18 protein-coding genes are annotated in these 23,908 nt (G+C 62.6%); 17 read left to right on the plus strand and 1 reads right to left on the minus strand.

Annotated elements, in window-relative coordinates; genetic code table 11:
* Positions 1-9: 9 nt before the first annotated feature.
* The 13 genes from B4F51_RS11385 (at position 10) to B4F51_RS11445 (ending at position 18,018) form a co-directional block, all read left to right on the plus strand.
* Complete coding sequence (locus tag B4F51_RS11385) at positions 10-495, plus strand: Hcp family type VI secretion system effector (protein WP_296225549.1); 486 nt, start codon at positions 10-12, stop codon at positions 493-495.
* 75 nt (positions 496-570) lie between these two features.
* A complete protein-coding gene (locus tag B4F51_RS11390; RefSeq protein ID WP_296225550.1) occupies positions 571-1,215 on the plus strand; it encodes a hypothetical protein in 645 nt (214 codons plus the stop codon).
* Positions 1,216-1,353: 138 nt separating this feature from the next.
* Positions 1,354-4,503 (plus strand): type VI secretion system Vgr family protein, encoded by a 3,150-nt coding sequence (locus tag B4F51_RS11395; protein ID WP_296225552.1) that lies wholly within the window; start codon positions 1,354-1,356, stop codon positions 4,501-4,503.
* Positions 4,504-4,516: 13 nt separating this feature from the next.
* Positions 4,517-5,056 carry a hypothetical protein gene (locus B4F51_RS11400; RefSeq protein WP_296225554.1) on the plus strand — a complete coding sequence of 180 codons (540 nt, stop codon included), beginning with the start codon at positions 4,517-4,519 and terminating at the stop codon, positions 5,054-5,056.
* A 64-nt stretch (positions 5,057-5,120) separates the two neighbouring features.
* Complete coding sequence (locus tag B4F51_RS11405; protein WP_296225556.1) at positions 5,121-7,544, plus strand: T6SS effector phospholipase Tle3 domain-containing protein; 2,424 nt, start codon at positions 5,121-5,123, stop codon at positions 7,542-7,544.
* Between the two features lie 9 nt (positions 7,545-7,553).
* Positions 7,554-9,158 carry a hypothetical protein gene (locus B4F51_RS11410; protein WP_414706745.1) on the plus strand — a complete coding sequence of 535 codons (1,605 nt, stop codon included), beginning with the start codon at positions 7,554-7,556 and terminating at the stop codon, positions 9,156-9,158.
* A gap of 27 nt (positions 9,159-9,185) precedes the next feature.
* Positions 9,186-9,626: a hypothetical protein gene (locus B4F51_RS11415; protein ID WP_296225559.1), complete on the plus strand. Its 441-nt coding sequence runs from the start codon at positions 9,186-9,188 to the stop codon at positions 9,624-9,626.
* Positions 9,627-9,634: 8 nt separating this feature from the next.
* Positions 9,635-9,889, plus strand: a complete 255-nt coding sequence (locus tag B4F51_RS11420) for a PAAR domain-containing protein (RefSeq protein WP_296225561.1) — start codon at positions 9,635-9,637, stop codon at positions 9,887-9,889.
* On the plus strand, positions 9,886-10,386 hold the full coding sequence (gene tssJ, locus B4F51_RS11425; protein WP_296225563.1) for a type VI secretion system lipoprotein TssJ: 501 nt from the start codon (positions 9,886-9,888) through the stop codon (positions 10,384-10,386). Before B4F51_RS11420 ends, tssJ begins: the two co-directional genes overlap by 4 nt.
* 4 nt (positions 10,387-10,390) lie before the next feature.
* A complete protein-coding gene (gene tssK / locus B4F51_RS11430) occupies positions 10,391-11,737 on the plus strand; it encodes a type VI secretion system baseplate subunit TssK (protein WP_296225565.1) in 1,347 nt (448 codons plus the stop codon).
* Positions 11,734-13,017 (plus strand): type VI secretion system protein TssL, long form, encoded by a 1,284-nt coding sequence (gene tssL / locus B4F51_RS11435; RefSeq protein ID WP_296225568.1) that lies wholly within the window; start codon positions 11,734-11,736, stop codon positions 13,015-13,017. The genes tssK and tssL overlap by 4 nt, the downstream gene beginning before the upstream one ends.
* 10 nt (positions 13,018-13,027) lie before the next feature.
* Entirely contained in the window at positions 13,028-16,846 is a 3,819-nt protein-coding gene (tssM, locus tag B4F51_RS11440; protein ID WP_296225569.1) for a type VI secretion system membrane subunit TssM, read from the plus strand.
* Positions 16,846-18,018 carry a DotU family type IV/VI secretion system protein gene (locus tag B4F51_RS11445; protein ID WP_296225571.1) on the plus strand — a complete coding sequence of 391 codons (1,173 nt, stop codon included), beginning with the start codon at positions 16,846-16,848 and terminating at the stop codon, positions 18,016-18,018. The genes tssM and B4F51_RS11445 overlap by 1 nt, the downstream gene beginning before the upstream one ends.
* Before the next feature lie 48 nt (positions 18,019-18,066).
* Here the strand turns inward: B4F51_RS11445 and B4F51_RS11450 are convergent, their stop codons facing one another.
* Positions 18,067-18,582: a M30 family zinc metallopeptidase gene (locus B4F51_RS11450; protein WP_296225573.1), complete on the minus strand. Its 516-nt coding sequence runs from the start codon at positions 18,580-18,582 to the stop codon at positions 18,067-18,069.
* A gap of 586 nt (positions 18,583-19,168) precedes the next feature.
* Here B4F51_RS11450 and B4F51_RS11455 point away from each other — a divergent pair.
* The 4 genes from B4F51_RS11455 (at position 19,169) to phnX (ending at position 23,904) form a co-directional block, all read left to right on the plus strand.
* Positions 19,169-20,035, plus strand: a complete 867-nt coding sequence (locus B4F51_RS11455) for a LysR family transcriptional regulator (RefSeq protein WP_296225575.1) — start codon at positions 19,169-19,171, stop codon at positions 20,033-20,035.
* A gap of 120 nt (positions 20,036-20,155) precedes the next feature.
* Complete coding sequence (locus tag B4F51_RS11460; RefSeq protein ID WP_296225576.1) at positions 20,156-21,250, plus strand: putative 2-aminoethylphosphonate ABC transporter ATP-binding protein; 1,095 nt, start codon at positions 20,156-20,158, stop codon at positions 21,248-21,250.
* Between the two features lie 7 nt (positions 21,251-21,257).
* On the plus strand, positions 21,258-23,012 hold the full coding sequence (locus tag B4F51_RS11465; protein ID WP_296225578.1) for a putative 2-aminoethylphosphonate ABC transporter permease subunit: 1,755 nt from the start codon (positions 21,258-21,260) through the stop codon (positions 23,010-23,012).
* A 25-nt stretch (positions 23,013-23,037) separates the two neighbouring features.
* Entirely contained in the window at positions 23,038-23,904 is an 867-nt protein-coding gene (gene phnX, locus B4F51_RS11470; protein WP_296225580.1) for a phosphonoacetaldehyde hydrolase, read from the plus strand.
* Positions 23,905-23,908 lie beyond the last annotated feature (4 nt).

A 23,908-nucleotide genomic window follows, 5' to 3' on the forward strand; every position in this document is an offset into this window, starting at 1 on the left:
AGCTTTGCAATGGCACAGGACATCTTCCTGAAGATCAACGGCATCGATGGCGAATCGCAAGACTCGTCGCACAAGAACGAAGTGGAAGTCCTGGCGTGGGACTGGAGCATCGAGCAGCAATCGACCATGCACGCTGGCAGCGGCGGTGGCGCTGGCAAGGCGACCGTGACCGATCTGAGCTTCGAGCATTACATCGATCGCGCCTCGCCCAACCTCATGAAGTATTGCCTGACCGGCAAGCACATCGACCAGGCCGTGCTGGTGGTGCGCAAGGCCGGTGGCAACCCGCTCGAATACCTGAAGCTGACCATGAGCGACGTGATTGTGACCAAGGTGTCTCCGCGCGGGTCCGTCAGTGACGAAGTGCGCATGCGCGAAAAGGTGGCGCTGTCGTTCGCCAAGATCAAGCAGGAGTACGTGGTGCAGAACGCTCATGGCGGCAGCGGCGGCGCTGTGACTGCCGGCTACGACATCAAGGGCAATAAGGAAGCTTGATGAGCAGTACCCATCCGGCAGCATCAACAGCCGGATGGGTAGCGCTTTCACCAATGCATGAGGAGATTCATAGAGATGAAACGCAGGGTATTTCTGGCGGCAACCGTGTTGCCGCTGTTGGCGCTGAATGCGTGCGCACCTGTCACCAAGTCCTTGTATTCCGAGATATCGCAGAAGGAATACAAGAGCTACACCGAAAACGTGAGCCAGATTCTCGTGGCGAGCAATGGTTCGAAGATTGTCGTATTGGGATCGGAGTACCACTACATCATCGATACCCCGCCTCGTTTGGTCGAGGTCCTGGACTCGCCCCTGCATCCGAAAGTGCAGGCCAAGATGGGGCAGTTCAATGTCACGCCTGAGTCGGATATGACCGGCAATTTCACGTTGCTTCTGCCCGCGAGCGCCAACGATGAAGATCAACGACTAGCGCAGTCGTTTGGTTTCGCGAAAGAGTCTAGTGGACGTATGACGCAGTCGTTCAAGTTGAGCGGAAAGAGATATAGCGCCAAGGGCTTCGTGATGCCTTCAGCCCTCGCCAAGAAGTTCAACCAGTCATACAGCGTGAACATCCGCGAGGAGTTGCCTACCGGAGGCAAGGCTGCGCTGGTGCTGCTCACCCCTCTGACAGTTGCCGCCGACGGGGTCCTGACCCTCCTTGCGATTCCGCTCGTGCCGCTAGGTATTGCGGGCGCTGCGACTGCGGCGGCTATCAGGTAACGAGATGTTGGAGGGGCAGTGCTTCGTGTTGGTGATGGAGTAGAGCCCCTCTGAGCCACATATCAAGTGATCTGAGCCGCAGGAGCAAATGGCCCACGCTAACGCGGTGGCGGCACGTCATTCACAAGGAGCAGAGAGATGGGCGCGGTAGAGCGAGTTTCCAATCTGGGTGGTAGTTCCCGCACGGTCAAAGCCACTAGCGAGGCGATCCCCGCGTTGCTGGGGCAGCCGCAGTTGGAATTCGTGCGCGTCTCCGGCCGCGAAGCCCTGAGCGAACTGTTCACCTACACAGTGGACCTGCGGGCAGTCTCTCCAGCGGCCGAGCAAGCCATGCTCGAAGCCGATCTGGATGCTGCTATCGGCCAGGAGATGACGCTCACCATTGAGCTCGACGGCATGGGCACCGACCTGCTCGGCGGTATTGGCGCTGGCGAGCGCCAGATCACGGGCATCATCTCCAGCGTTGAGCAGATCGGCGGCATCTCAGACAACCGCCTGTACCGTTACACCCTGCGCCCATGGCTATGGCTCGCCACCCGAACCGCTGACCACCGTCCCTTCCAGAACAGGACCGTCATCGAGATCCTCGATGAAGTGCTCTCGGACTACATCTTCAGCGTCGACATGCGCCTGGATGTCAGCGCTTATCCCAAGCTCGAATGGGAAGTGCAGCATGGTGAGACCGATGCTCATTTCATCCAGCGCCTGACCGAAGAATGGGGCATCACCTACTTCTTCGAGCATGACGGCGGGCACCACCGGCTCGTGCTGGTGAGCGAATCCGGTGCCTGGCGCAAGTTTCCCAGCGAGGCGTATCACACCCTGCCGATTTACCCGCACGGCTTCAAGGTCGACCAGGAACACCTCACGCGTTTCGAACTCATCAAACGCCTGCGCACCGGTCGCGTGACGCTCAAAGACTACGATCCACGCCAGCCAAAAGCCGATCTCACCGTCGACGACAGCTTGCCGCGTAACACGCGCCACGCCGAGTTCGACTACTTTGAATACAACCCGGGCACCTACGTTAGCCGCGACGTTGGAAACCAACGCGCGCGAATTCGCATGGAAGAGTGGCGCGCCAAAGGCTGCCGCGTGCGTGGTGCCGGCGCGCTGCGCGGTATCGCCGCTGGCAGCACCTACCAGATTGCCAACCACGACAACGATGCGCTGAACCGCGAGTTTCTCGTCATCAGTGCCGAGCTTCAGCTCGAAGACGTTGACGTGCAGACCGGCAGTACCCAACGCTACGCCTGCCGCGCCACCTTCGAAGCCCAGCCCATCGACGAAGTCTTTCGCCCTGCACGCACCGCTCATAAGCCGCGCGTGCGCGGCATCCAACGCGCCGTTGTGACCGGACCCAAGAATCAAGAGGTCTGGTGCAATGATTTCGGCTGCGTCAAGGTCCAGTTCGAGTGGGACCGCTACGGCCGGTACGACGAGAATTCATCGCCCTGGGTGCGCGTTGCCAGCAACTGGTCGGGCAACCAGTTTGGGGGCATGCACATCCCGCGCATCGGGCAGGAAGTGCTGGTCGACTACCTCAATGGCGATCCAAACTGCCCCATCATCATCGGGCGGGTGCCCAACCAGCTCAACCTGCCACCCTGGGCGCTGCCCAGCCAGCACGCCCTATCTGGCGTCGCCAGCAAGGAGCTCTTCGGCCGACGGCGCAACCATCTGCTGATGGACGACACGCAGGGGCAGATTCAGGCTCAGTTGTCGTCCGACCACCAGACGAGCCAGCTCAACCTTGGCTACCTTACGGGCGTGCCCGGCAACCCCGGCCGCAAGGACGCCCGAGGAGAAGGCTTCGACCTGCGCACTGACGGGCAGGGCACCTTGCGCGGTGCCAAAGGCCTGTTCTTTACCACCGAGGGACAAATTGCGGCAGTTGGCGGCCACCTCGACCGCCAAGAGTTCACCGGCTGCATGAAAACCGCGCTGGAAGCCGCCAAGTCGCTCGGCGACTACAGCAGCCAGCATGAAGCGCTCAAGGCCGATACCGACCCGCAAGCCGATCTAGCCAAGGCTATTCGGGAGTGGGATGCCGGTGCCAACAACCACAAGGATGCTTCCGGGCAGGGCGGGCAGCCCATCATCGGCGCGTACGCACCGGCTGGCATGGCCTTCGCCACCCTCAAAAGCCAGACTAGCTATGCCGGGCAGCACATCGACACTATCTCGAAACTGAACCAGCAAGTCACAGCGGGGCAGCAATACCTCGTCAACGCCGGCACCGGCATCAGCCTGTTCGCCCACAGCGGCGCGTGGAAGGGCATCGCCCACCAGGGGCAACTCGTCTTGCAAGCCCAGCAGAAGAGCATCACAGCTAATGCCAAGCAAGACGTGGTCATCACCGCTACGGACGGCACCATCCTGCAAAACGCCAAGACGGGCATCACGCTGATGAGTGGCAATGCGGGTATCCGTATTGCCGATGGGGCGGTCGAGATCTTTGGGCCGACGCGGGTGCATCTGCATACCGACAACTTTGATGTGCCAGGGGCGCAGGGGATTGATGGGGCGTTGCCGCAGTTTGATTCGGGGGATGTAGGGCGCAGGTTCCGGTTGATTCGTCCGGCGGACAAGCAACCCGTTGCCAGCAGACCCTATGAAATCGTCAAGTCAGACGGCAGCGTGCTCAAGGGCGTCACCAATGCGCTGGGCGAAATCGACCTGTACGAATCACAGGTGACGGACGCTCTGTCTGTCACATTCGGTCAGTCACAGCCGTCCAGCCAGGGACCGGTGATGACCCGGACGGCTTTGATGACCGGGAGCGGCGGGGATCAGAGTGGCGGCGAGTACCAGTATCAGTTTGCACAGCCCACCTATCAAATCAACCAAGCAGCCTACTTGTTTGTAGAGGGTGTTGGCGTGAATGGCGCGTTCAATATCAAGGGAAATCTCGTAGTGAAGGGGGACGCTTCGGGAGAGTCGATCTGGCTGAACGCTATGGGCTACACCAGCGCCGGAAGGATTGGCAAGGCGCAATTCTTTGCCTTGGCGTCGCTTCGCATCAATGGCAACGAGGGGCCGGGTACGCCGTTGAGCATGAGTAACGAATCGGGCTTTTGGCCTAAAGACACCTTTGTCCCCATTGGCACGGCCGTTCTGAAGTTGCCACGGGCCGATCCCTCCGTGGAAATCGAACTGCTTATCAGCGGGGGGTACCTCTATAAAGGCGACGAAGGTCATGCCGTACCTGCCCCATCTCGTGGGTCAATCGTCATACCGATTCAAGTTGTTCGTGGCACTGGCAAAAGCGGAGTCATCAATGTCTAGAAATCGAGCTCGGTTGCTTTCTCTGACTCTGGTCGGTTGGGGGCTTCTCGGCTGTCGAGCTAGCGGGGTAGATACACAGCCGGTTCCACAGCACGTCGAACAAGTCTCGGCGCAGCCGAATGAACCTGTCGCCAAGGTTAAGCAATCGTCGGCCAGGGAGCCGAAGCGGGCCTTCTTGCTAGCGCAACAAGCGAGTGAGCGCGCAGGTCGCGGGGACTACGCAGGCGCGCTGATCGACCTCGACGCGGCGATTGAGATTCGAGGCAACGTGCCAGAACTATCGCTAATGCACTGCATGTTGAGCGAGCGCGAGAGCAAACAACCACAGTTGGACTGTTATGCCAACGTCGTGCGGGCATATGAGGTCAATGGCGCTCTTTGCGAAAGCAATCTGAACTGCGTCGTTGCTGCTTCGATGGCCTCGTCGCTGAAGGCGCCGCGCTATCGGGCCCAATACTTGGAAGCACCGAAATCGCCCGAGGAGCAGGGTTTGGCTGAAACCGTGTTGAAGGACTTCACACGGGAAGGGTATCTACACACCATCCTCCCCTGAGTGGTGGTTGCCCAGAACCAGCCTACGAAGTGTCAACGCCAGCCAAGAGATGAAACAGGACGACATGACCACCGCCGAACACACCCTCTCCGAGACCCGCGTCACCGCCCGTCGCCTGGACAGCCCACACGCCGAAGCCCTGTGCCTGCCCGGCAAGCCGCGCCTCGACGTAGGAGCTCCCTTGCCACTGCCCGGCGTCATCATCTTCGTGCACGGCGTCAACTCCACCGGCGAATGGTTCGACGACGCTGAAGAAGGCCTGTGCAAAGGCCTCAACACCCGTCTGCAACGCAACGACGATCAGCTTCATTGCATCAAGGGCAGCGGCCAACTCAAGCCCATGCGCTACCAGAACGAGCTGACTGACGACGGCTACATTAAGGATGACATCAAAGCCCACAACTTCGTCATCGCAGGCAGCGGATGCAGCCCCATCATCCGCTTCCGCTGGGGCTACAAGGCCAGCGCCGCTGAACTTGGCGCCGTGGGCGGTGACATCCTGCTGGACGAACACAACGCCTGGGGAGGTGGCCCGTTCGTCAACGGTTGCTCTGCCTTGCCCGACCTGTTCGACAAAGGCACCCATGCAGAATTCCTGGGGGGCTTCCTCAAGCTCAACGATCTCCAAACAAGCGACCGGCAAATCTACAACGCCCCCGCCCGCCATTACCAAGCCTTTGCCGCATGGCGCCTGGCCAAACTCGTTGCCCGCATCCGCGAGGTTCATCGCGAGTGCTACGGAAAAGACTGTCCCATCACCGTCGTCTGCCATAGCCAGGGCAACATGGTGGGCCTGACCTCCGCCTACTTCGGCGCGCATCACACAGAGTTTGGCGGTAACCCGAAAAGTGGCACCTTAGGTCTGGGCGTGGCCGACACCTACATCCTCGCCAACGCCCCCTACAGCCTGCGCGGCAGCCGGGTGGACAACTTCACCCAGCGCAACAGCACGACCGGCTTGGGCCGCGTCACCCTTGAGGCCCGCATCGCCGGCCTGAAGAACTTCTTTGACATCGTGCGCCACTTCCAGCCCCAGGCCTGGCATTACAACAACGACTACGTGACACAGCACAGCCACAACAGCCGCCCGAGGAACGGTGATACCGCTTGCACCGCCAAGCAAGACTGCCAAGCGCGGGACACCCGCGGGCGCGTCTTCCTCTACTGCTGCCCGCACGACCGCGTGGTTTCTGTCTCCACCGTTCAAGGCATGGGCTGGCTGGGCCTGGACAAGAGCGACATCGAGAGCACCCACGCCCAGAGCATCCTGTACCAGCGCGTCTGGGCTCAGACTAAACCGGGCGTGCCCTTCAAAGTCGGTGCCCAACCGGGCGAGTTCTACGACTACTGGGAACACACCATCGGCGCCACCCCCGCCCACACCAACAGCGGCTGGGACGATACAACCGGCCGCTACGCGCCCGAGAATTCCAAGCCCCCGTTCTGGGATCCACCTTCGGAAAACATGAGCGTCATGTTTGGCAAAACCTTGAGCGACGACCGCGCCAGCCTACTCGGCAAAACCGGTTTTACCGTCGTTGGTGGTGTAGTGCAAGGCGGAATATGGCTTGCCAGCCCCTTTACCGACGCCCTCAAGGTCAACGCCAACCCTGACACCGGTTGGCGTGTGCTCGTCAACGCCCCCGCCGTGCCCAGCGGCGGGATCGAACCGCGCGCGCTCTACCTGCCCAGCGGCAGCACCGAATTGCGTCCGGAAGAGACTCGCCACACCGACGGCACCCGCGTCAACGGCCCCTTCAACCGGCGCACCGAGTCCGCTAGAGACGCCCTCAACCCAAAGCGCGGCGTGCCCGAAGGACAGCACGACCCATACGCCACCCAGCGCGAAACCGGCCGGGGCAACGCCAGCAGCGAAGCCTCCATGCGCTACGACCAGAACGCCGGCCTGCGCCAACTCGCACGACGCAAGCTGTATGACAAGCAGGGCACCCTCAATACCAATGTTCCTTTTGGCGAAGCCGACATTGGCCTGTTAAGCGAGCAAGGGCAGTCGCAAGCGCGCAGCGTCACGTTTAGCGCGTATGAGCAACAGAGCCGGCAGAAGCTGATTAAGGCGGGTGACGACCAGCAAGCTACCAACCACTCCACCATCCTCACCAACCCGGCGCACGCCGAGCACGTGCTGGCCTACGACGTGGACGTGGGCGTGTGCTGGTTCAACGAAAACTTGATGAACCAGTTCCGCAGGATGGCGGATTGGCGATGGTGCAAGCCGGAGAAGGGCGAAAAGAACAACCAGGGTGAAATGGTGGGGGCGGACTACTACCCGCAGGGCAGAAAGGCTGACAAGGATCAGGAGTTTGAGTACTACGTCAGCGCCAAGTATGAGAAGAGCCCGTTGGCAAACAACGATAAGTTTGATGCCAGCAAAGGCGCCGTCACCGCGATCCATATCCCTGACGAGCGCAACACCGGGCTGTTCGATGCCCACCATGCGCCCAAGGGCGCAGGCCCACACTACGCGTGAGGAGCCGCCATGCCCAACCCGCATTCTTTGAGCGCGCGCACACGCGTATGCATGGGCGCTGCCTGCTTGCTGCTCACCGCCTGCCAATCTGGAGTGTCCATGTCTTCCGACGAGTACCGCTATTCCCGCAAGCCCGTAGCCTGGCCGCGCATGCAAGTCCAGCCTGCCCAGGCCGCTCAGGCCGATGCGGCCAATCCAGCCCAAGCTCCCGCCGCCGTGCTCCTCGGCGTGCAATGGCTCAACCCGCTGATGCGGCGCAGTTATCCCACCCAATGGAGCCTGCTGTGGGCACAAGGGCTGGCGGAGCCCAATACCGATGACAACGAGGCGGCGCGCTTCAAGGTGGGGGACTCGGTGGGAGAGGTAGTGACCAGTGTTGCGCCATGGCCTCGCAACAAGCCGTTGCCTGCTATCCCGAGGAGCAAGTACCAAGATTACTGGCCGGGCTTGCGCGATCTGCTCGAGGGCCCACTGCATACCTTCAACAGCTACCCCATTGATCCGAATTACTTCTACTCCATCCGCATGGGCACCGACCGGCCGGACTACATGGATTCGGTGGTGTTCTTTGGGATGCCGCGCGAGTGGATCGGCACGCCGACGGATATCACCAATGACAACCAAAGTAGCGGCGATAAGTCCATGCTAAGTGAGCAGGCGGCCATGGGCGTGCCAGCCCCCAGCATCCTCGCCTACGACGCCGCGCACGCCGAAGAGCGCATGCGTGACTATTGGTACCGGCTGCACAAGGACAGGGAGGGCAAGACCGTGCGCGGCACTCGCGCCACGCAGGAAATGATCATCGGCGAGCCCACGCTGTCCTTGCTTGCCACGCGGCGGTTGGTGTTCGACGTGGTTGCCGAAGAGGCGCAAGCCAAAGACATGATGTTCAATCCCACCGGCAAGCTGCCGACGGTCGTAGTCAAGGCTGGCGATGAAACCGTGGGTTTCTACGATTTGCAAGAGGCCCTCAAATTTCTGGCCGAGAATCCCACCAAACTGGTGTGGGTGTGGAACGCGGATGCGCCGCATTACCCTCTGGGCGGACAAACCAACGAGAACACCGCGCTCCTCATCCTCGGCCACCCAAGTGCTGACTGGGGCTACACGCCGCTGGCCTCCATCTACACCCCGCATCAGCACAAGGGCGCTATAGACGCCAAGTCCGCCAACCCAGGCGGCGCTTGGAGCGGCCTCATGGAAGCCGTGCAAGCCCAAGCCCCGCAAGACCACCCGGTTGAGCGGATTTACCACGATGTGCACAAGCACACCGACAACATCAACCGTCTGTTGGGGCCACTGCGTTCAGCTATTCACCAGCAATGGCCCGATCTGGACCAGATCGGCAACGTCTATAGCGTCTCTGAACACATGGACGGCCCGGCGCGTGCGGCTAGCTTTGCGGTCAATACCGCATTCGCAGCGGCCTATGCCAATCAAAGCGGCAAGAGCGCCGTCGTCACCAGCGTGGCCGACGCGACCGACTCCTGGGCCGTGCTGATCGGCCCGCCGCCGGGTTGGCAACCGAAACCACCGGTCAGCTACTGGATGCGTGCGCGAGGCGAGGGGCGGGCGTATTGGCCGTGGTTTGGCCAGCCAACCAGCGGAAAGTAAGAAATTGAAGACAGTGAGAAATCAACAATGAAAGCACCAACTCGATTCGCAACAATCCCCATTGTTGCCGCAACGTGTCTCTTCGCCACACAAGCCACAGCCGACATTACGGCTATGCAGGCAAGGCAGTTGGGGGAAATGTCTGCCGTGCAAGCTCAAATGTCTATGGTGATCGGGGCAGCCTACATGGGTGCTATCGCCGAGGGCTGTGCTCAGACTTATCCCGCCCTGCGCTCTGATGTCAATGCCATGTACGACTCGCTCAAGATTGACGCCGCAAAGCGCAATGAACTCTCTTTGGCATTGGGCTCGTGTATCGATAAGCGCAGCGCACCAGATGAAGACGGCTGCCGAAGCTTGATCGGACAAATCAATGTGCCGGTAAGCGAAGAGAGTCTCTCTGCATTCTTTGATGCGCCGGCCGCACTGCCCGGCATGAAGATGATTAAGCGATGTGGCGAGGAGTAAGCGCAACTATGTCCGCGAACATCATCACCGTAGGCGACATCGGCACGCACGGCGCAGTGGTCACCACCGGCTCGCCCACAAGCAAAATCCGAGGCCGACCCATCGCCCGCCTGGGCGACTTCGTCAACTGCCCGAAGCACGGCATCAACCGCATCGTGCAGGTGTCCGGTCCAGCGAAGGTAGGTGGCATCCCCATGGCTCGCGCAGGCGACATCACCGAATGTGGCTGCGTCTTGATCGGCAGCCAGCCAGGCAAAGCATGATCGTCCGCTTTCTGATGCCATGGGTGCTGTCGTTTGCGCTGGCCGCGTGCTCCACTGCCCCCGCTCAGCCCGAGCAAATGAAACTCAACCTGTCCATCCAGGCAGGAGACACCCTCAACCCTGACGTCAAGGGCAGGGCATCTCCGGTCCTGGTCCGCCTCTACGAACTCAAGACTTCCAACGCATTCGAGCAAGCCGATTACTACTCGCTCGAATCGTCGGACCGCACGCTGCTGATGCAGGACTTGCTGGCGCGTGACGAGTTCATCTTGCGCCCGGGGGAGTTTCAAGACATCGAACGCAAGCTCAACCCAGACACGCAGGCGCTTGGCTTCCTGGTTGGCTACCGCGAGCTCGGCAAGGCCACCTGGCGCAGCGTCTACAAGCTGCCGCCCGCGCCCGAGGCGGCGTGGTATCGCAGCGTGATTCCCGCACGCAAGATCAAGCTGCAGGTCGTTCTGGACCAGCAGGCCATTACCGTATCCAAACCTGATTGATGCAATGAGCTGGTACAACAAAGTCGTCTGGAGCGAAGGGCTGTTTTTGCGCCCGCAGCTCTTCCAGCAGCAGGAGCGCTATCTGGAGCATTTCGCTCACAAGCGTGCCGCTGCATTGAGCCCATTTTTTTGGGGCTTTCATGATTTCTCGATTGATGCCGAGGCGTTGGCGTTGGGCAAGCTGGTCGTGTCCGGCGCCGCCGGCATTTTCCAGGACGGCACGCCGTTCGAGGCGCCGGCGCACGCCAAGTTGCCCGCGCCTCTTGCGCTGCGCCATGAGCACCTGAATCAAACCATCTATCTGGCCGCTCCCATTCGTACACCGAATGCGGAAGAAACCACCTTCGAGGAAGACGCCCAGGATTCGCTGGCTCGCTATCGCAGCTTCGAGCAAGAGTTGCTTGACGCCAATTCGATCGGGCAGGGTCCCAAGCTGGTTCAACTGAGCGATCTGCGCTTGCGCCTGCTGCCCGAGAAGGAACTTACAGAGTCCTGGCTCGGCATGCCGCTGGCCAAGGTCACGGAAATCAATGCGGACGGCAGCGCACGCCTGGACCCGGCGCTGATCCCCCCGGTCAACGTCTACGCCGCCAGCGCCTTGTTGCAGACCTGGTTGGGTGAAGTTCATGGGCTGCTGCGCTTGCGCGCCAGCGCCATGGCTGAGCGCCTGACGGCGTCCAGCACGCGCGGAGGCGATGCCGCAGAAATCTCGGAATACCTCATCCTGCAACTGTTCAATCGCTTCGAGCCCGTGTTCGCGCACATGCTCCAAGCCAAGGCGGCCTCGCCCGAGGCGCTCTATGTGGAACTGACAGCTTTCGCCGGTGAGCTGTCCACCTTCGTACGCACGGCAACCCGCCGCCCGGCGGAATACGCTGCGTACCGGCACGACGAGCCTCATACCTGCATCAAGCCCGTCGTGGACGACCTGCGTTTCCTGCTGAACGTGGTGCTGGAGCGCAGCGCTCAGCGCATCGAGTTGCGCGCCCAGCCCAACGGCGTGCGACTGGCGGTGCTGGAACCGTCGGAGTTCGCGCGCTTTGGCACCTTCGTGTTGGCGGTGGGCGCGCACTTGCCGGCCGACGTGCTGCAGCAGCAGTTCCCGGCGCAAGCCAAGGTTGGTCCGGCCGAGCGATTGGCGGAACTGATCCGCTCGCACCTGCCCGGCCTACCGCTGCAGGCGATGCCCGTGCCGCCGCGCCAGATTCCGTTCAGTGCTGGCCAGGTGTATTTCGAGTTGTCGCAGGACCATCCGCTCTGGGAACAAGTCCTCCGGTACGGCGGCCTTGCCCTGCATGTGGCAGGGCAGTTCCCTGAGTTGCGACTTGAGCTGTGGGGAGTGCGCCAATGAGCGATCCAGCGACCACAGAAGTGACCCGTTCCGCTGCTCAAGAGCCGGAGGTTGCACAGAGCCCAGGCAAGGCACATGAAACCGCCACGCAGGCCGCCAACGAACCACTGCGTGCGAAACGCAAGCCAATTGAGCAACGCGTCGAGAAGGCGATGCAGCAGATCAATCCGCTGCTGTCTGCTGCCCGTCCCTTGCTGCGCGTGCTGGCCGACATGCCCCGCGAATTGCGTGTTGACCAGGCGGCATTGCTGAAGAGGGTACTGGTGCAGGAGTTGCACGACTTCCAGGCGGTCTGCGAGCGTGCGGGCATTCGCTCCGAACACATCCTGGCCACGCGCTATGGTTTGTGCACGGCGTTGGACGAGGCCGCGCAGCGCACGCCGTGGGGTAAGAACGACTGGGCTGCGAACAGCCTGCTCATCCAACTGCACGGCGAGAACAAGGGCGGTGAAAAAGTCTTCCACGTGCTGGGCCGGTTGGTGAACAGTCCGGCTGAGCACATCGATGTGATCGAGGTGATCTACTACCTGCTCTCGCTAGGCTTCCTGGGCCGTTACGGCAACATCACGGATGGCGACCGGCAGCATCTCGCGATCCGACAGCGCCTTCACACCTTGATTCGCCAGCAGCGTGGCCCGGTGCCCAGGGAGCTTTCCCCGAACCTGTATGTGGCGCCGGCGGGCAAGTTCTCGGTCATTCGCACCGTTCCCATCTGGATGAGCGCAACTGTGCTGGGCCTAGCCGTGTTTGGTCTGTTCGCTTGGTACAAGTACCAACTATCGCTGCGCACACATGAGTTGGAACAGCAGATTCACGCGATCGGTCAGATTACGCCACCACCTCCGCCCAAGGCGCTTCGACTGGCGGAGTTGCTCAAGGGTGCAATCGCACGTGGTGAAGTGAAGGTGCAGGAAGGCGCCAACCACAGCGCGGTGATATTCCGCGGCGACGACATGTTTGCCGGCGGGCAGGCCAGCGTCAACGCCAAGGTGCTGCCGTTGCTGGACAAGGTGGCAGCCGAGATCGCGAGGGTGCCCGGTAAGGTGACCGTAACGGGCCACAGCGACAACGTTCCCATCCGCACGGCCAAATTCCCGTCGAACCAGGTGCTCTCCGAAGAGCGCGCCGTGCACGTTGCCGAATACCTCACCACCCAAGGTGTCGCCAAGGGGCGGTTGGAAGCGGTAGGCAAGGGAGATACGGCGCCGGTGGCAGATAACACGACGGCGGACGGCAGGGCGAAGAATCGCCGGGTCGAGATCGTTGTCTCGCAGTCTTGAGAATTTGGGTATGGAACTTCTGAAACGACTAGGCGCGGCCATTTTTTCCCGGCAAGGTCTGGCTTTGCTGGCGATTCTCCTGGTTTGCGCCGCCATCTGGTGGATTGGCCCCCTGCTGAGCTTTGATGGCATGGTGCCGCTGGCGGGCGTTGGCACGCGCATCGCAGTCATCTTGCTGCTGCTGGCGCTGTATTTTTTCGTGGTGCGTGGGCTGCCGCTGTTCTTTGTCGCTGCCACCGCGTTGTGCCTGCTGATCTGGCATGCCGGGCCGCTGCTGGCATTTGGCGGCCATCATCCGCTGCAAGAGACGACCCCTCGCATTCTGTTGATTGCCGGCATCGTTCTTGTGTCGATCGGCTATCTGGTGTACCTGACTTGGCATCGAATTCGGTCAGATGACGGATTCCGAAACTGGGTGATGAACGCTGGCAGCAAGCGAGAAGAAGCCGTGGTGGAAGCCGATACCAAGACGTTGACGGCGAGTGTGGATGCCGCGATGCGCCAACTGAAGACGCTTCGCACCAGTAGTGGCCTCGCCCGGCTCTTTGAAGGGCGGCGCTATCTGTATGAGTTGCCGTGGTATCTCACGCTGGGCGTTGCCGGTGCAGGCAAGACCAGCGCACTGAGCAACGCCGGTTTGCGCTTTCCCTTGGCCGAGGGAGCGGCAGCGACTCCGCTCGAAAACGGAGAGCGGAAAGTACCGGCGTGGCAATTCACCAATGAGGCGGTGCTGATCGATACCGCCGGCAACTACACCAGCCAGGAACAAAAGGCCGAGGTCGTGCATGCCGAGTGGGAGAAATTCCTTGGCCTGCTGCGCAAGTATCGGGGCCGGGCGCCCATCAACGGGGCGGTCGTTTCAGTGAGCGTTGCCGATTTGGTCCGGCAGACTCCGCAGGAGCGTGCCAATGATGCACTGAAGATTCGTACTCGCCTCGCCGAGTTGCGGCAGGAGCTTGGCGTTCAGTTCCCGATCTATGTCGTGGTTACCAAGCTCGATCTGCTCAGCGGTTTCACGCAGTATTTCCAGTATCTGGGTAGCGAAGGGCGTGCGCAATCGTGGGGCTTCAGCCTGCCGGTCGATTCGAAAGCAAGACGTAGCCAGTCAGCTCCTGCCATCAGCGCGCTGTGCCTCGCTGAGATGGCTGCGCTGGCGAAGCGCCTGACCGCGGGGGATACGGACCGGTTTAACGAGGAGTTCGACACGGGCCGGCGTATGGCGCTGTTTGGCCTGGTTGAAGAGTTCGATGGGCTGGCGACCCCATTGGCGGATCTGCTCGAGCAGATCTTTGCGGACTCTCGATACGACAACACGCAGTACACGGCCATGCTGCGCGGTGTGTACTTCACCAGTGCTGCGCAGACGGGCGAGTTGGTTGCTGCTGCCGACCATTCGGCGCTGTCTCATGTGCTGGATGCCATCGCAACAGGCGCGGACGAAGCGACAGGCAGCACGGCAGGCGCGGACAGCTATTTCCTGCCAGACCTTTTCAAGCGGGGAATTTTCCCGGAGTCACACCTGGTTCGCCCGAACCTGCGCTGGGAATTCCGATTCCGCCTGTTCCGGCTGATCGTCCACGCGCTGGTACTGATACTGTTCCTGTGGCTGGTTGCCGGGCTATACACGAGCTTTGGACACAACACCAACTATGTGAGCGTGGTGGTGGAAAAGGCCAATGCGCTGGCCACGAAGGTCACGGGCTTCTACAAGAGACCGGAGCCCGATGGCGTGCCTGACCTACTGGCAGCCGCTTATGACTTGCCGGCATTCACCGGCCTGAACCTGATAGCCCCGCCGCTGAACTGGCGCTATGGGCTGTATGCCGCACCGCCCGTGCTGGCTGAGGCAACCGCCACGCATGTCAAGCTTCAGGACAACCTGTTGGTGCCATATCTTGTGCGCCGTGTGGAAGCGGTGTTATCCACCGCCATCGCCAACAAGGATGCCAAGCTCACCTACAACACCCTGCGTGTCTACCTGATGCTGTACGAACTGGATCAGTTCGATGCGTACGACGTCCGAAGCTGGGTCCAGAGCGACTGGGCAACTGGGGGCGGCGCGGATGCATTTGGTGGTCGAGTGGCCGTGATCGAGCATCTCAACAACCTGCTCGATGGCAGCCGAGCGATCCAGTCGCCCTATGCCAAGAACGAGGCTTTGATCCGGTCGGCACGGGATTTTCTGGACGGAAATACTTCGACAGAACGCCTGTACGACCGGGCCAAGGCCGCAATGATGGATGAGGCGCCGGCGGACTTCTCACTCGTGCGCGCTATCGGGCCGCAGGCCGGTACGGTCTTTTCCCGCGCAAGCGGGGAGCCAATCGAGCGCGGTATTCCGGGTCTGTTTACCTATGCCGGCTACCACAACCTGTTCAACGCCCGCCTGCCGGAGTTTGTCATCAAGGCGCAGGCGGTCGACGCCTGGGTCATGGGCCGTGCAGGCACCAGCGCTCAAAAAAAAACGCTTGAGAGCACGGCTGGAAAGCTGACAGGCGATGACCCGCTAACCCGGGAAATCCGACGCCTCTACCTGACAGAGTATGCGCAGCGCTGGTCAGAATTCCTGGCAGACATTCGGGCGCTGACGGGCAACAACCTCGCCTTCGACCTTGAAGTCTTGCGCAACTTTGCCGCTCCGGATTCGCCGCTCGCGCGCCTGGGGCGCGTCGTTGTCCGGGAAACGACACTTAGCCACGCGATAGAGCAGGAAGACAAATCGCTGGCGGACAAGGCGTTGGCCGTCCTGGACAAAAAATCCGACAAGTTCAGCGGATTCGCTGCCCGCGCTGAAGTGCGGCAGGAGCGCGAGTTGGTCGATAACCGCTTTGCAGCCCTGCGGGAAGTCGTCACAGGGCAAGCCGACGTGGCTGCCCCCAAAACCAACGAGCAAGCAGGGAGTCACAAGCCGCGCCTGGATGCCATCGCCGGCATGGTCAACGCCTACTACACCACGCTCGTGGTCGCCAGCAACGCCTTGGAGACGCGCAACCTTCCTCCGCCGGCAGACGCTGGCGCCCAACTGCGCATGGAAGCGGCCAAGCTGCCTGCGCCGTTCAAGGATGTGCTGGTCGATCTGGTGGTGCAGGGCACGCGAGACGTCAACAAAGGCATTGGGGACATCCTCATCGCTCAGATGAATGCCGTCATCGGCGAGAGCTGCCGCAACGCCATCGATGGCAGGTATCCCTTCACGCCAACATCCATGCAGGACGTGGATATTCAGGATTTTGCGAGGGTCTTCGCTGCGGGCGGTGTGCTGGATGATTTCTTTCAGAAAGTCCTGGCGCCTCACGTCGACACGACCATCGCCCCGTGGCGGTACAAGCTGAGTGCTCCCGATGTGCCACCGGTGGCCGGGCCGAGTCTCATTCCGTTCCAACGCGCCAAGCAAATTCGCGAAGTCTTCTTCCGTGATCCGGGCGCCAGGAACATGGCCTGGAACGTGAACCTGAAGGTGGTGGAGCTCGACCCAGAGATCGTCGAACTGAATATGGATTTCGACGGCCAGAGCCTGCGATACGTCCACGGCCCCGTCATTCCGCTCAAGGTCACGTGGCCGGGGCCGCGCGGCGGGCAGGGGGCAGAGATCACGGCCAACCCGCGCGTCCGGGCCGAGACTTCTACGCTCATTGCCAATGGCCCGTGGGCGATGATGCGCGTCATTGCCAAGGGCAAACTCGCCAGTTCGGCTTCTGCCAGCCACTTTGTAGCCGAGTACGACTTCGATGGGCGTAAGGCCAAGCTCGATATCAATACGGGCAGCCTGCCCAATCCGTGGACTACGGGGCTCCTGCAGGGCTTTCAGTGCCCGGGGAGGTCGGAGTGATGCTGGATCGCAATGCTCAGTCCAGGAACCACCTGCTCCGGCTCGCCCAGCCGCTGTTGTGGTTGCTTGACGAGTTGTCGCCCGCGTTGGAATCGGCGGCCCGACTGGATGTACTCAAATCGGAGGTGCGCGCGAGGCTGGTAGGTTTCAAGGCGGCCTGCCAGGCGGCCGCGCTCAAGGCTGACAGCGTGGAAGCCGTGCATTACTGCTTCTGTGCGGCCCTGGATCAGGCGGGGAGCCGTGTGCGCGGGCGAGCGGACAGCTTGCGCGGTCTCTGGCTTCAGCATGGACTGCTTGCGGAGTTTTACAACGAGAACAGCTGCGGTCAGCACTGCCGCGCCTGGATCGAGATCCTTCTGCGAACGCCCAACGCGAGCGCCAACGCGTTGGAAGTGATCGGCCAATTGACCAAGCGCGGCTTGCGGGACGAACTGGGCATGCAGCTGCCGGATGCGCAACTCCTGGTTCGGCACCGCCCCGCGACCAATCTACGCCTCACAGAGGAGCGTAGGGCGCCGGAGTGGCCGACTGTGTTTGACAGGGCGACACCCCAAGTGCTGCTTGTTAGTGAAGAGCGACCGAGGCGGTCCTGGCTGCCCCTTGTTGCGACTGTGGCGCTGCTCGTGACGGCGCTTGCGCTTGGTTTGGCGTTGATGGTCTATCGCCAGCATCAGGACAATCAGGCACTGGCGAGCCGAGTAGATTCGCTTTCTGCGCAAGTGACGCGGCGACAAGAATCGTTGGAGGATCGCCTCTCGCGTGTGCTTGCCGCGGAGGCGGGGTCGATTGGCATCAGCGCGAGAGAGGGCCGGGTCTACCTGGTTTTCAGCAGCGATCAGGGGTTTGCCTCCGGCCGGGCGGACATCACACCGCGACTGGCGCGCCAGTTGGACCAGCTCGCCACGGTACTCACCGAGGTGATCGGCAAGGTGACAGTCATTGGGCATACGGACAATGCGCCCGGACCTCGGGATCGCATCGAGTCGAATCCTGCCTTGTCGACGGCCCGCGCCATGGCGGTTGGGCGCTATCTGCAGGAGCGGGGTGTCGCGCCGGGCCGGTTGTCGATCCTTGGTCGCGGGGCCAAGGACGCCTTAGGGGACAACCGCACTGCGGCAGGTCGTGCGTTGAACCGGCGTGTGGAGATCGTGCTCGAGAAAGCACCGGGCTGATACCGGACGGCCGCCAGCGGTGACGCCCGTCCCGCACGTTTTCCTGCATCACGGGGCGGCTGGCGGAGGTAATTGCTTTGCGCAACGAGGGGGGCATGACGATTCCTGGTCAGCCCACAAGAGCAGCGTGTAGACCGACTGGCCGCCCGAGGCGAACTTGTTGATCAGCGTGCCGATGATGCTGTCGGAAATCTTGCTGGTGCCGTATTCAGAATCTTCGCCCCACAGGTTGATGATCCGGCCATCCTGGGCGGTGACCTGCTGGCGCAGTGTGGCCGAGATGACGACGGCCGTGCCGTCCGGCTGCTGATGATTCCAGGTGCGCTGGGCCCCGACGCTGGTGACGGGCTGCGGACGTAGCACCGTGTCGTTGGAAGCCCCCTGCGTCCTGAGCGGGCCCGCGCCGGTAGCGTAGCCGTCCAGCGCGTGGGCGTTGAAATCGGAGAGGCTGCGGTCGAACACAGCATTGACATCTTTGGCGGCTGCGGTGTTGGCCGAGGTCTTGGACACCGATGTGCCGCTCATGCCCGGCAGGCCTTGGGTGGTGAGCGAGACTGAGGGCATCGGCTGTGCCGCCCGTGTTGGTGACTTGCCATACGCCCACGCCGGAGCCGGCGTAGGTGTTGCCCAACGCGCCGCAGTTGGCGCCGCTGCAGGCGGCGGCCAAGTTGATGCTGGCAGGGTTGCTTTACGTGGTGGTCGGTGTGGTCCCCGAACTGCCGCTGTTGCTGCTGCCACCTCCGCCGCAGGCAGCTAGCGTGCCTGCCGCCGCGACCCTTGTCTGGATGGTCCACTGCTTCGTACCACCCCCGCCATTTCTGCTGCCTTCCATCCGCATCTCTCCAAATCTGAATGCCTGCGCGCTGTCAGCTCGTGACTGCGGCGCGCGGATGGATTCTCAAGTCGATGTGGCGGATTCGATCCGTGGCGATAGCAAGTCAGCAGGCCCCAATTCCCCCCCGATGTGGGGGTGCCGCCACGCGTACCTTGTCGGAAAGGTTGAGAAAGTCGTAGCCCCAGGTTGTAGAAGTGGAAAACGGTGGAGTGCGCCCGGTGGCATTTGCGCGGCGTGGCGGTCCGCTAGAATGGGCCGCCTATCGACCCATTGCGCCGATTTCGCCATCTGGCGCGCTGAATCCATCCCCCGCCGATGCTCGTCGCGCAGCTCAAATCGTTCTTCATGGTGGCCCGCCTGGGCAGCATCACGCTGGCCGCCAAGCAGCTTGGCCTGTCGCAGCCGACCGTGACTTCACAGATCCGCGCGCTGGAAGAGGCTTACAGCGTGGAGTTGTTCTACCGCGGCGGGCGGCGGTTGTCGCTGTCGGACGCGGGCGTGCGGCTGATGCCGCTGGTCGATCAGCTTGTGCGCCAGGAAACCGAGATCGACTTCTTCCTGCGCAATTCCGGTGATATGGGCACCGGGCACCTGCGCATCGGTGCCACGGCGCCGTATTACATCCTCGACATCGTTGATCGCTTCTGCCGCAGCCACCCCGGCATCGACGTGAGCATCGAGGCCGGCAACTCGGTGCAGATGCTCGACGCGCTGCAGGAGTACCGGGTGGACGTGGCGGCATCATCGCAGCGCGTGGACGACGCACGCTTCCTGCGCATCGAGCTGGCGCGTGATCCGCTGGTGCTGGTGGTGCATCGCAGCCACCCGCTGGCCGCGCAGACATGCGTGCCGGTGACGGTGTTGTCGCAATGCCGGCTGCTGGTGCGTGAGGTGGGCTCCACCACCCGGGCGGTGACCGAAACGATGATGGTGCAGGCTGGTGTGACGGCGGCCTCCACCGTGGAGATCAGCAGCCGGGAGTCCATTCGCGAGGCCATCATGCGCAACCTGGGCGTGAGCGTGATCGCCCGCCAGGAGGTGCCGAGCCACCCCGACTTGCGCGTGCTGCCGTTCGAGGGCGGGGCGCCGGAGTTGAGCGAATACCTCTACTGCCTGCAGGACCGTAAGGAAGCCCGGCTGATCGCTGCATTCCTGGCCGAAGTCCGGCCGCCGGCTCCGTAAGCGTGTTATTCACCCATACAAAATCCGGAAATGCGCGCATTGGCGTTTTTGGGGTAACTGCCACACGGGGTACATGTCGGCTGGCTACAGTGGCGAGCGTTTTTGCTACTGCCACCACCGATGCCCCAGCCTGCTTCCGACCCAACCCAGGGTAACGTCACGCCGTTTCTTTCTGTGCGGCAGGTCACGCGCCGCTTTGGAGCGTTCACCGCGCTCGATGGCGTATCGCTGGATGTGGCGCAGGGCGAGTTCGTCTGCCTGCTTGGGCCCTCGGGCTGCGGCAAGACGACCCTGCTGCGCATCATTGCCGGGCTGGAGGCGCAGGATGCCGGCCGGATCGTTTCCGGTGGCCGAGATATCTCCAACCTGCCGCCGCGCGAGCGCGACTACGGCATCGTCTTCCAGTCTTACGCGCTGTTCCCCAACCTGACGGTCGCCCAGAACGTCGCCTACGGCCTGGAGGCGACCAACGGCAACCGCGCCCACATGCAGACGCGCGTGTCGGAAATGCTCTCGTTGGTGGGCCTGGCCAGCAGCGAGGCGAAGTACCCGTCGCAACTCTCGGGTGGCCAGCAGCAGCGTGTGGCGCTGGCCCGTGCGCTGGCGCCTGCACCGTCGCTGCTGCTGCTCGACGAGCCGATGTCAGCGCTGGACGCGCAGGTGCGCGAACACCTGCGCATCGAACTGCGCCGCCTGCAGCGCAGGCTGAATGTGACCACGTTGATGGTCACGCACGATCAGGACGAGGCCATGACGATGGCCGACCGCATCGCTGTCATGTCCAACGGTCGCATCGAGCAGACGGGCTCGCCGGCAGAGATCTACACGCACCCGGCCACCGGCTTCGTCGCCGGGTTTGTGGGGCAGGCCAACTGGCTGCCGCTGGAGCGCACGGAGGACGGCTCGCCCACGCTGGCTGGTCAGCCGCTGCTGCTGGATCCGGCCTTTGAGGACACCGCATCCGGTACTGGCCGCCTGTTCTGCCGCCCGGAAGCCGTGACGCTCCATCCGGACGACGACGCACCGAATCGGCATCTCGCCAGTGTGGTCGATCAAATTTATCTGGGCAGCCGCACGCGCGTGACACTGTCCATCGACGGCCTGACTGATGCGCCCATCGTTGCCGAGGTGGCATCGAGTGCGCTGCGCTCGGGTTTGGGCGAAAGCAAACTGTGGATCGCGCTCGAGCGCGATGGCCTGCGTGTCTATGCCTGAGGTGGCGATGTCGATGCTCCCGCCCGAGGCCGACGTGGTCACGGCCACCCCGCAAGCAGACAGCGCGCGCAAGCCGGTGTGGCGCACCGATGCACCGGTGCTGACTGGCATGAAGCTCGTCTGGCTGCTCCTGCTGACGCTCGGCCTGCTGCTGCCCACGGCGATGATGTTGCTGCAGGCTACGGGCCTGGTCGCCAGCGCGCGCAGCACTGACGAGCACGGTTTGGCGCTGGTCGCCCACGTCGTGCAGGGGCCTAACTTTCTCGATATGGTGGGCCGCACCCTGGCCGTGTCGAGCGCCGTGGCCGCCATCGTCGTGCCGCTGGCCTTTGCCTTTGCCTACGCTGTGCAGCGTACGCGCATGCCGTTGCGCGGCACGCTGCGCACGGTGGCGATGCTGCCGCTGTTTGCACCGTCGCTGCTGCCGGGCATTGCGCTGGTCTACCTGTTCGGCAACCAGGGACTGTTCAAGGCCTGGCTGAACGGCAGCAACATCTACGGCTTCTGGGGCATCGTGCTGGGCGAGGCGTTCTACACCTTTCCGTATGCGCTGATGCTGCTGCTGGCCACGCTCACGCTGGCAGATGGGCGCTTGTATGACGCCGCGCGTGCGATGGGCGCGGGCCCGTGGCGCACGTTCCGCACGGTCACGCTGCCAGGTGCACGTTATGGTCTGTTTGGCGCCTTCGCGCTGGTCTTCACGCTGGTCGCCACCGACTTTGGCGTGCCGACGGTGGTGGGCGGCAGCTATCAGGTGCTGGCGGTGGAAGCCTATAAGGCCGTCGTGGGCCAGCAGCAGTTTGCGCGCGGCGCCGTCATCGGGTTGATGCTTCTGTTGCCTGCGCTGCTGACCTTTGCGGTAGAGCGCCTCGTACAGCGCCGCCAGCATGCCGCGCTCGCCAGCCGTGCGCAGCCGTATCACCCGCAGCCGGACCGCGTGCGCGACGGTCTCTACTTGCTGCTGACCGTGCTGGTGGTCGGCTGGATTCTGCTGATGCTGGCCACCGCAGTGGGCGCATCGCTGGTCAAGTTGTGGCCGTACAACCTTGAGCTGTCGCTGCGCAACTACGACTTCGACAACATGGACGGCGGCGGCTGGCTGGCCTATCGCAACAGCCTGAAGCTGGCCGCGTTGACGACGGTGTTCGGCACCGCGCTCATCTTCACCGGCGCGTGGCTGGTCGAGAAGACGCGCACCACGCGGGCCACTGCCTGGCTGCATCCGGCCATCCGCTTTGCCGTGCTGCTGCCGATGGCGGTGCCCGGCCTCGTGCTGGGTCTCGGCTACGTGTTCTTCTTCAACCACCCGGCCAATCCGCTGAACGGCCTGTACGGCGGCATGGCGCTGATGGTGCTCTGCACGATCATGCACTGCGCCACGGCCGCGCACCTCACGTCGGTGGCGGCGCTTGGACAGCTCGATCCGGTGTTCGAGGCGGTTTCGGCCTCGCTCAAGGTGTCGGCGCTGCGCACGTACTGGCGCGTGACGCTGCCGATGTGCCTGCCCGCCGTGCTGGCCTGTGCGCGCTACCTGTTCGTCTCGGCCATGACCACCGTGTCGGCCGTGATCTTCCTGTATAGCCCCGACACCGTGCTGGCCTCCGTGGCCGTGCTGAACATGGATGACGCTGGCGACATTGGCCCGGCCGCTGCCATGTCCACGCTGATCCTGGTCACATCGATCGTGGTGTCGCTGCTGCTGGAACTCGCCACGCGCGGCATCGTGCGCCGCACACAGGCGTGGCGCACAGCCGCTCATTGAATTCGTAGCAGATAAGGAAATGGAAATGGGTGATTCCTCCCCAATCTCGACCCGCCAGCCCAGCGCTGCCCGCGCCACGCCGCTGCGCCTGGAAGCCGCCGTGCTGGACTGGGCCGGCACCGTGGTCGATTTCGGTTCGTTCGCACCCACGCAGATCTTCGTGGAAGCGTTTGCCGAGTTTGGCGTGGCCATCACGTTGGATGAAGCACGCGGCCCGATGGGCCTGGGCAAGTGGGACCACATCCGCACGCTGTGCAACGACGGTGCGATTGCCGCGCGCTTCTCGCTCGCGCATGGCCGCATGCCCAGCGATGACGACGTGACCGCCATCTACAACCGCTTCATGCCGCTGCAGATCGAGAAGGTGGGTGCGCATTCCGCGCTGATTCCGGGCGCGCTGGAAACCATCGCCGCGCTGCGCGAAGCGGGTCTGAGGATCGGCACGTGCTCGGGCTATCCGCGTGTGGTGATGGACCGCGTGGTCGACCTGGCCGCCAAGGCCGGCTACACGCCCGACTGCGTGGTGGCTTGCGATGAAGTGCCACGCGCGCGCCCCTGGCCTGCACAGGCTCTGCGCTGCGTGGTTGATCTGGCGATTGGCGATGTGGCCGCCTGCGTGAAGGTGGACGACACCGTGCCCGGCATCGAAGAAGGCCGTCGCGCTGGCATGTGGACGGTGGCGCTGCTGATGTCCGGCAACGCGCTGGGCTTGCCTTATGAGCAATACATCGCGCTATCCGTGGATGAGCGCGCCCGCCACCGCGTGGCCATCTCGGCCGGTTTTGCCGCCTGCCGCCCGCATTACGAGATCGACACGATTGCCGATCTGCCCGAAGTCGTTGCCGACATCAACCGCCGCCTGGCGCGCGGTGAACGGCCGCAATGTGTTTGAACGC

Source organism: Ralstonia sp. UBA689, assembly GCF_002298975.1.
Taxonomy (GTDB): Bacteria; Pseudomonadota; Gammaproteobacteria; order Burkholderiales; family Burkholderiaceae; genus Ralstonia.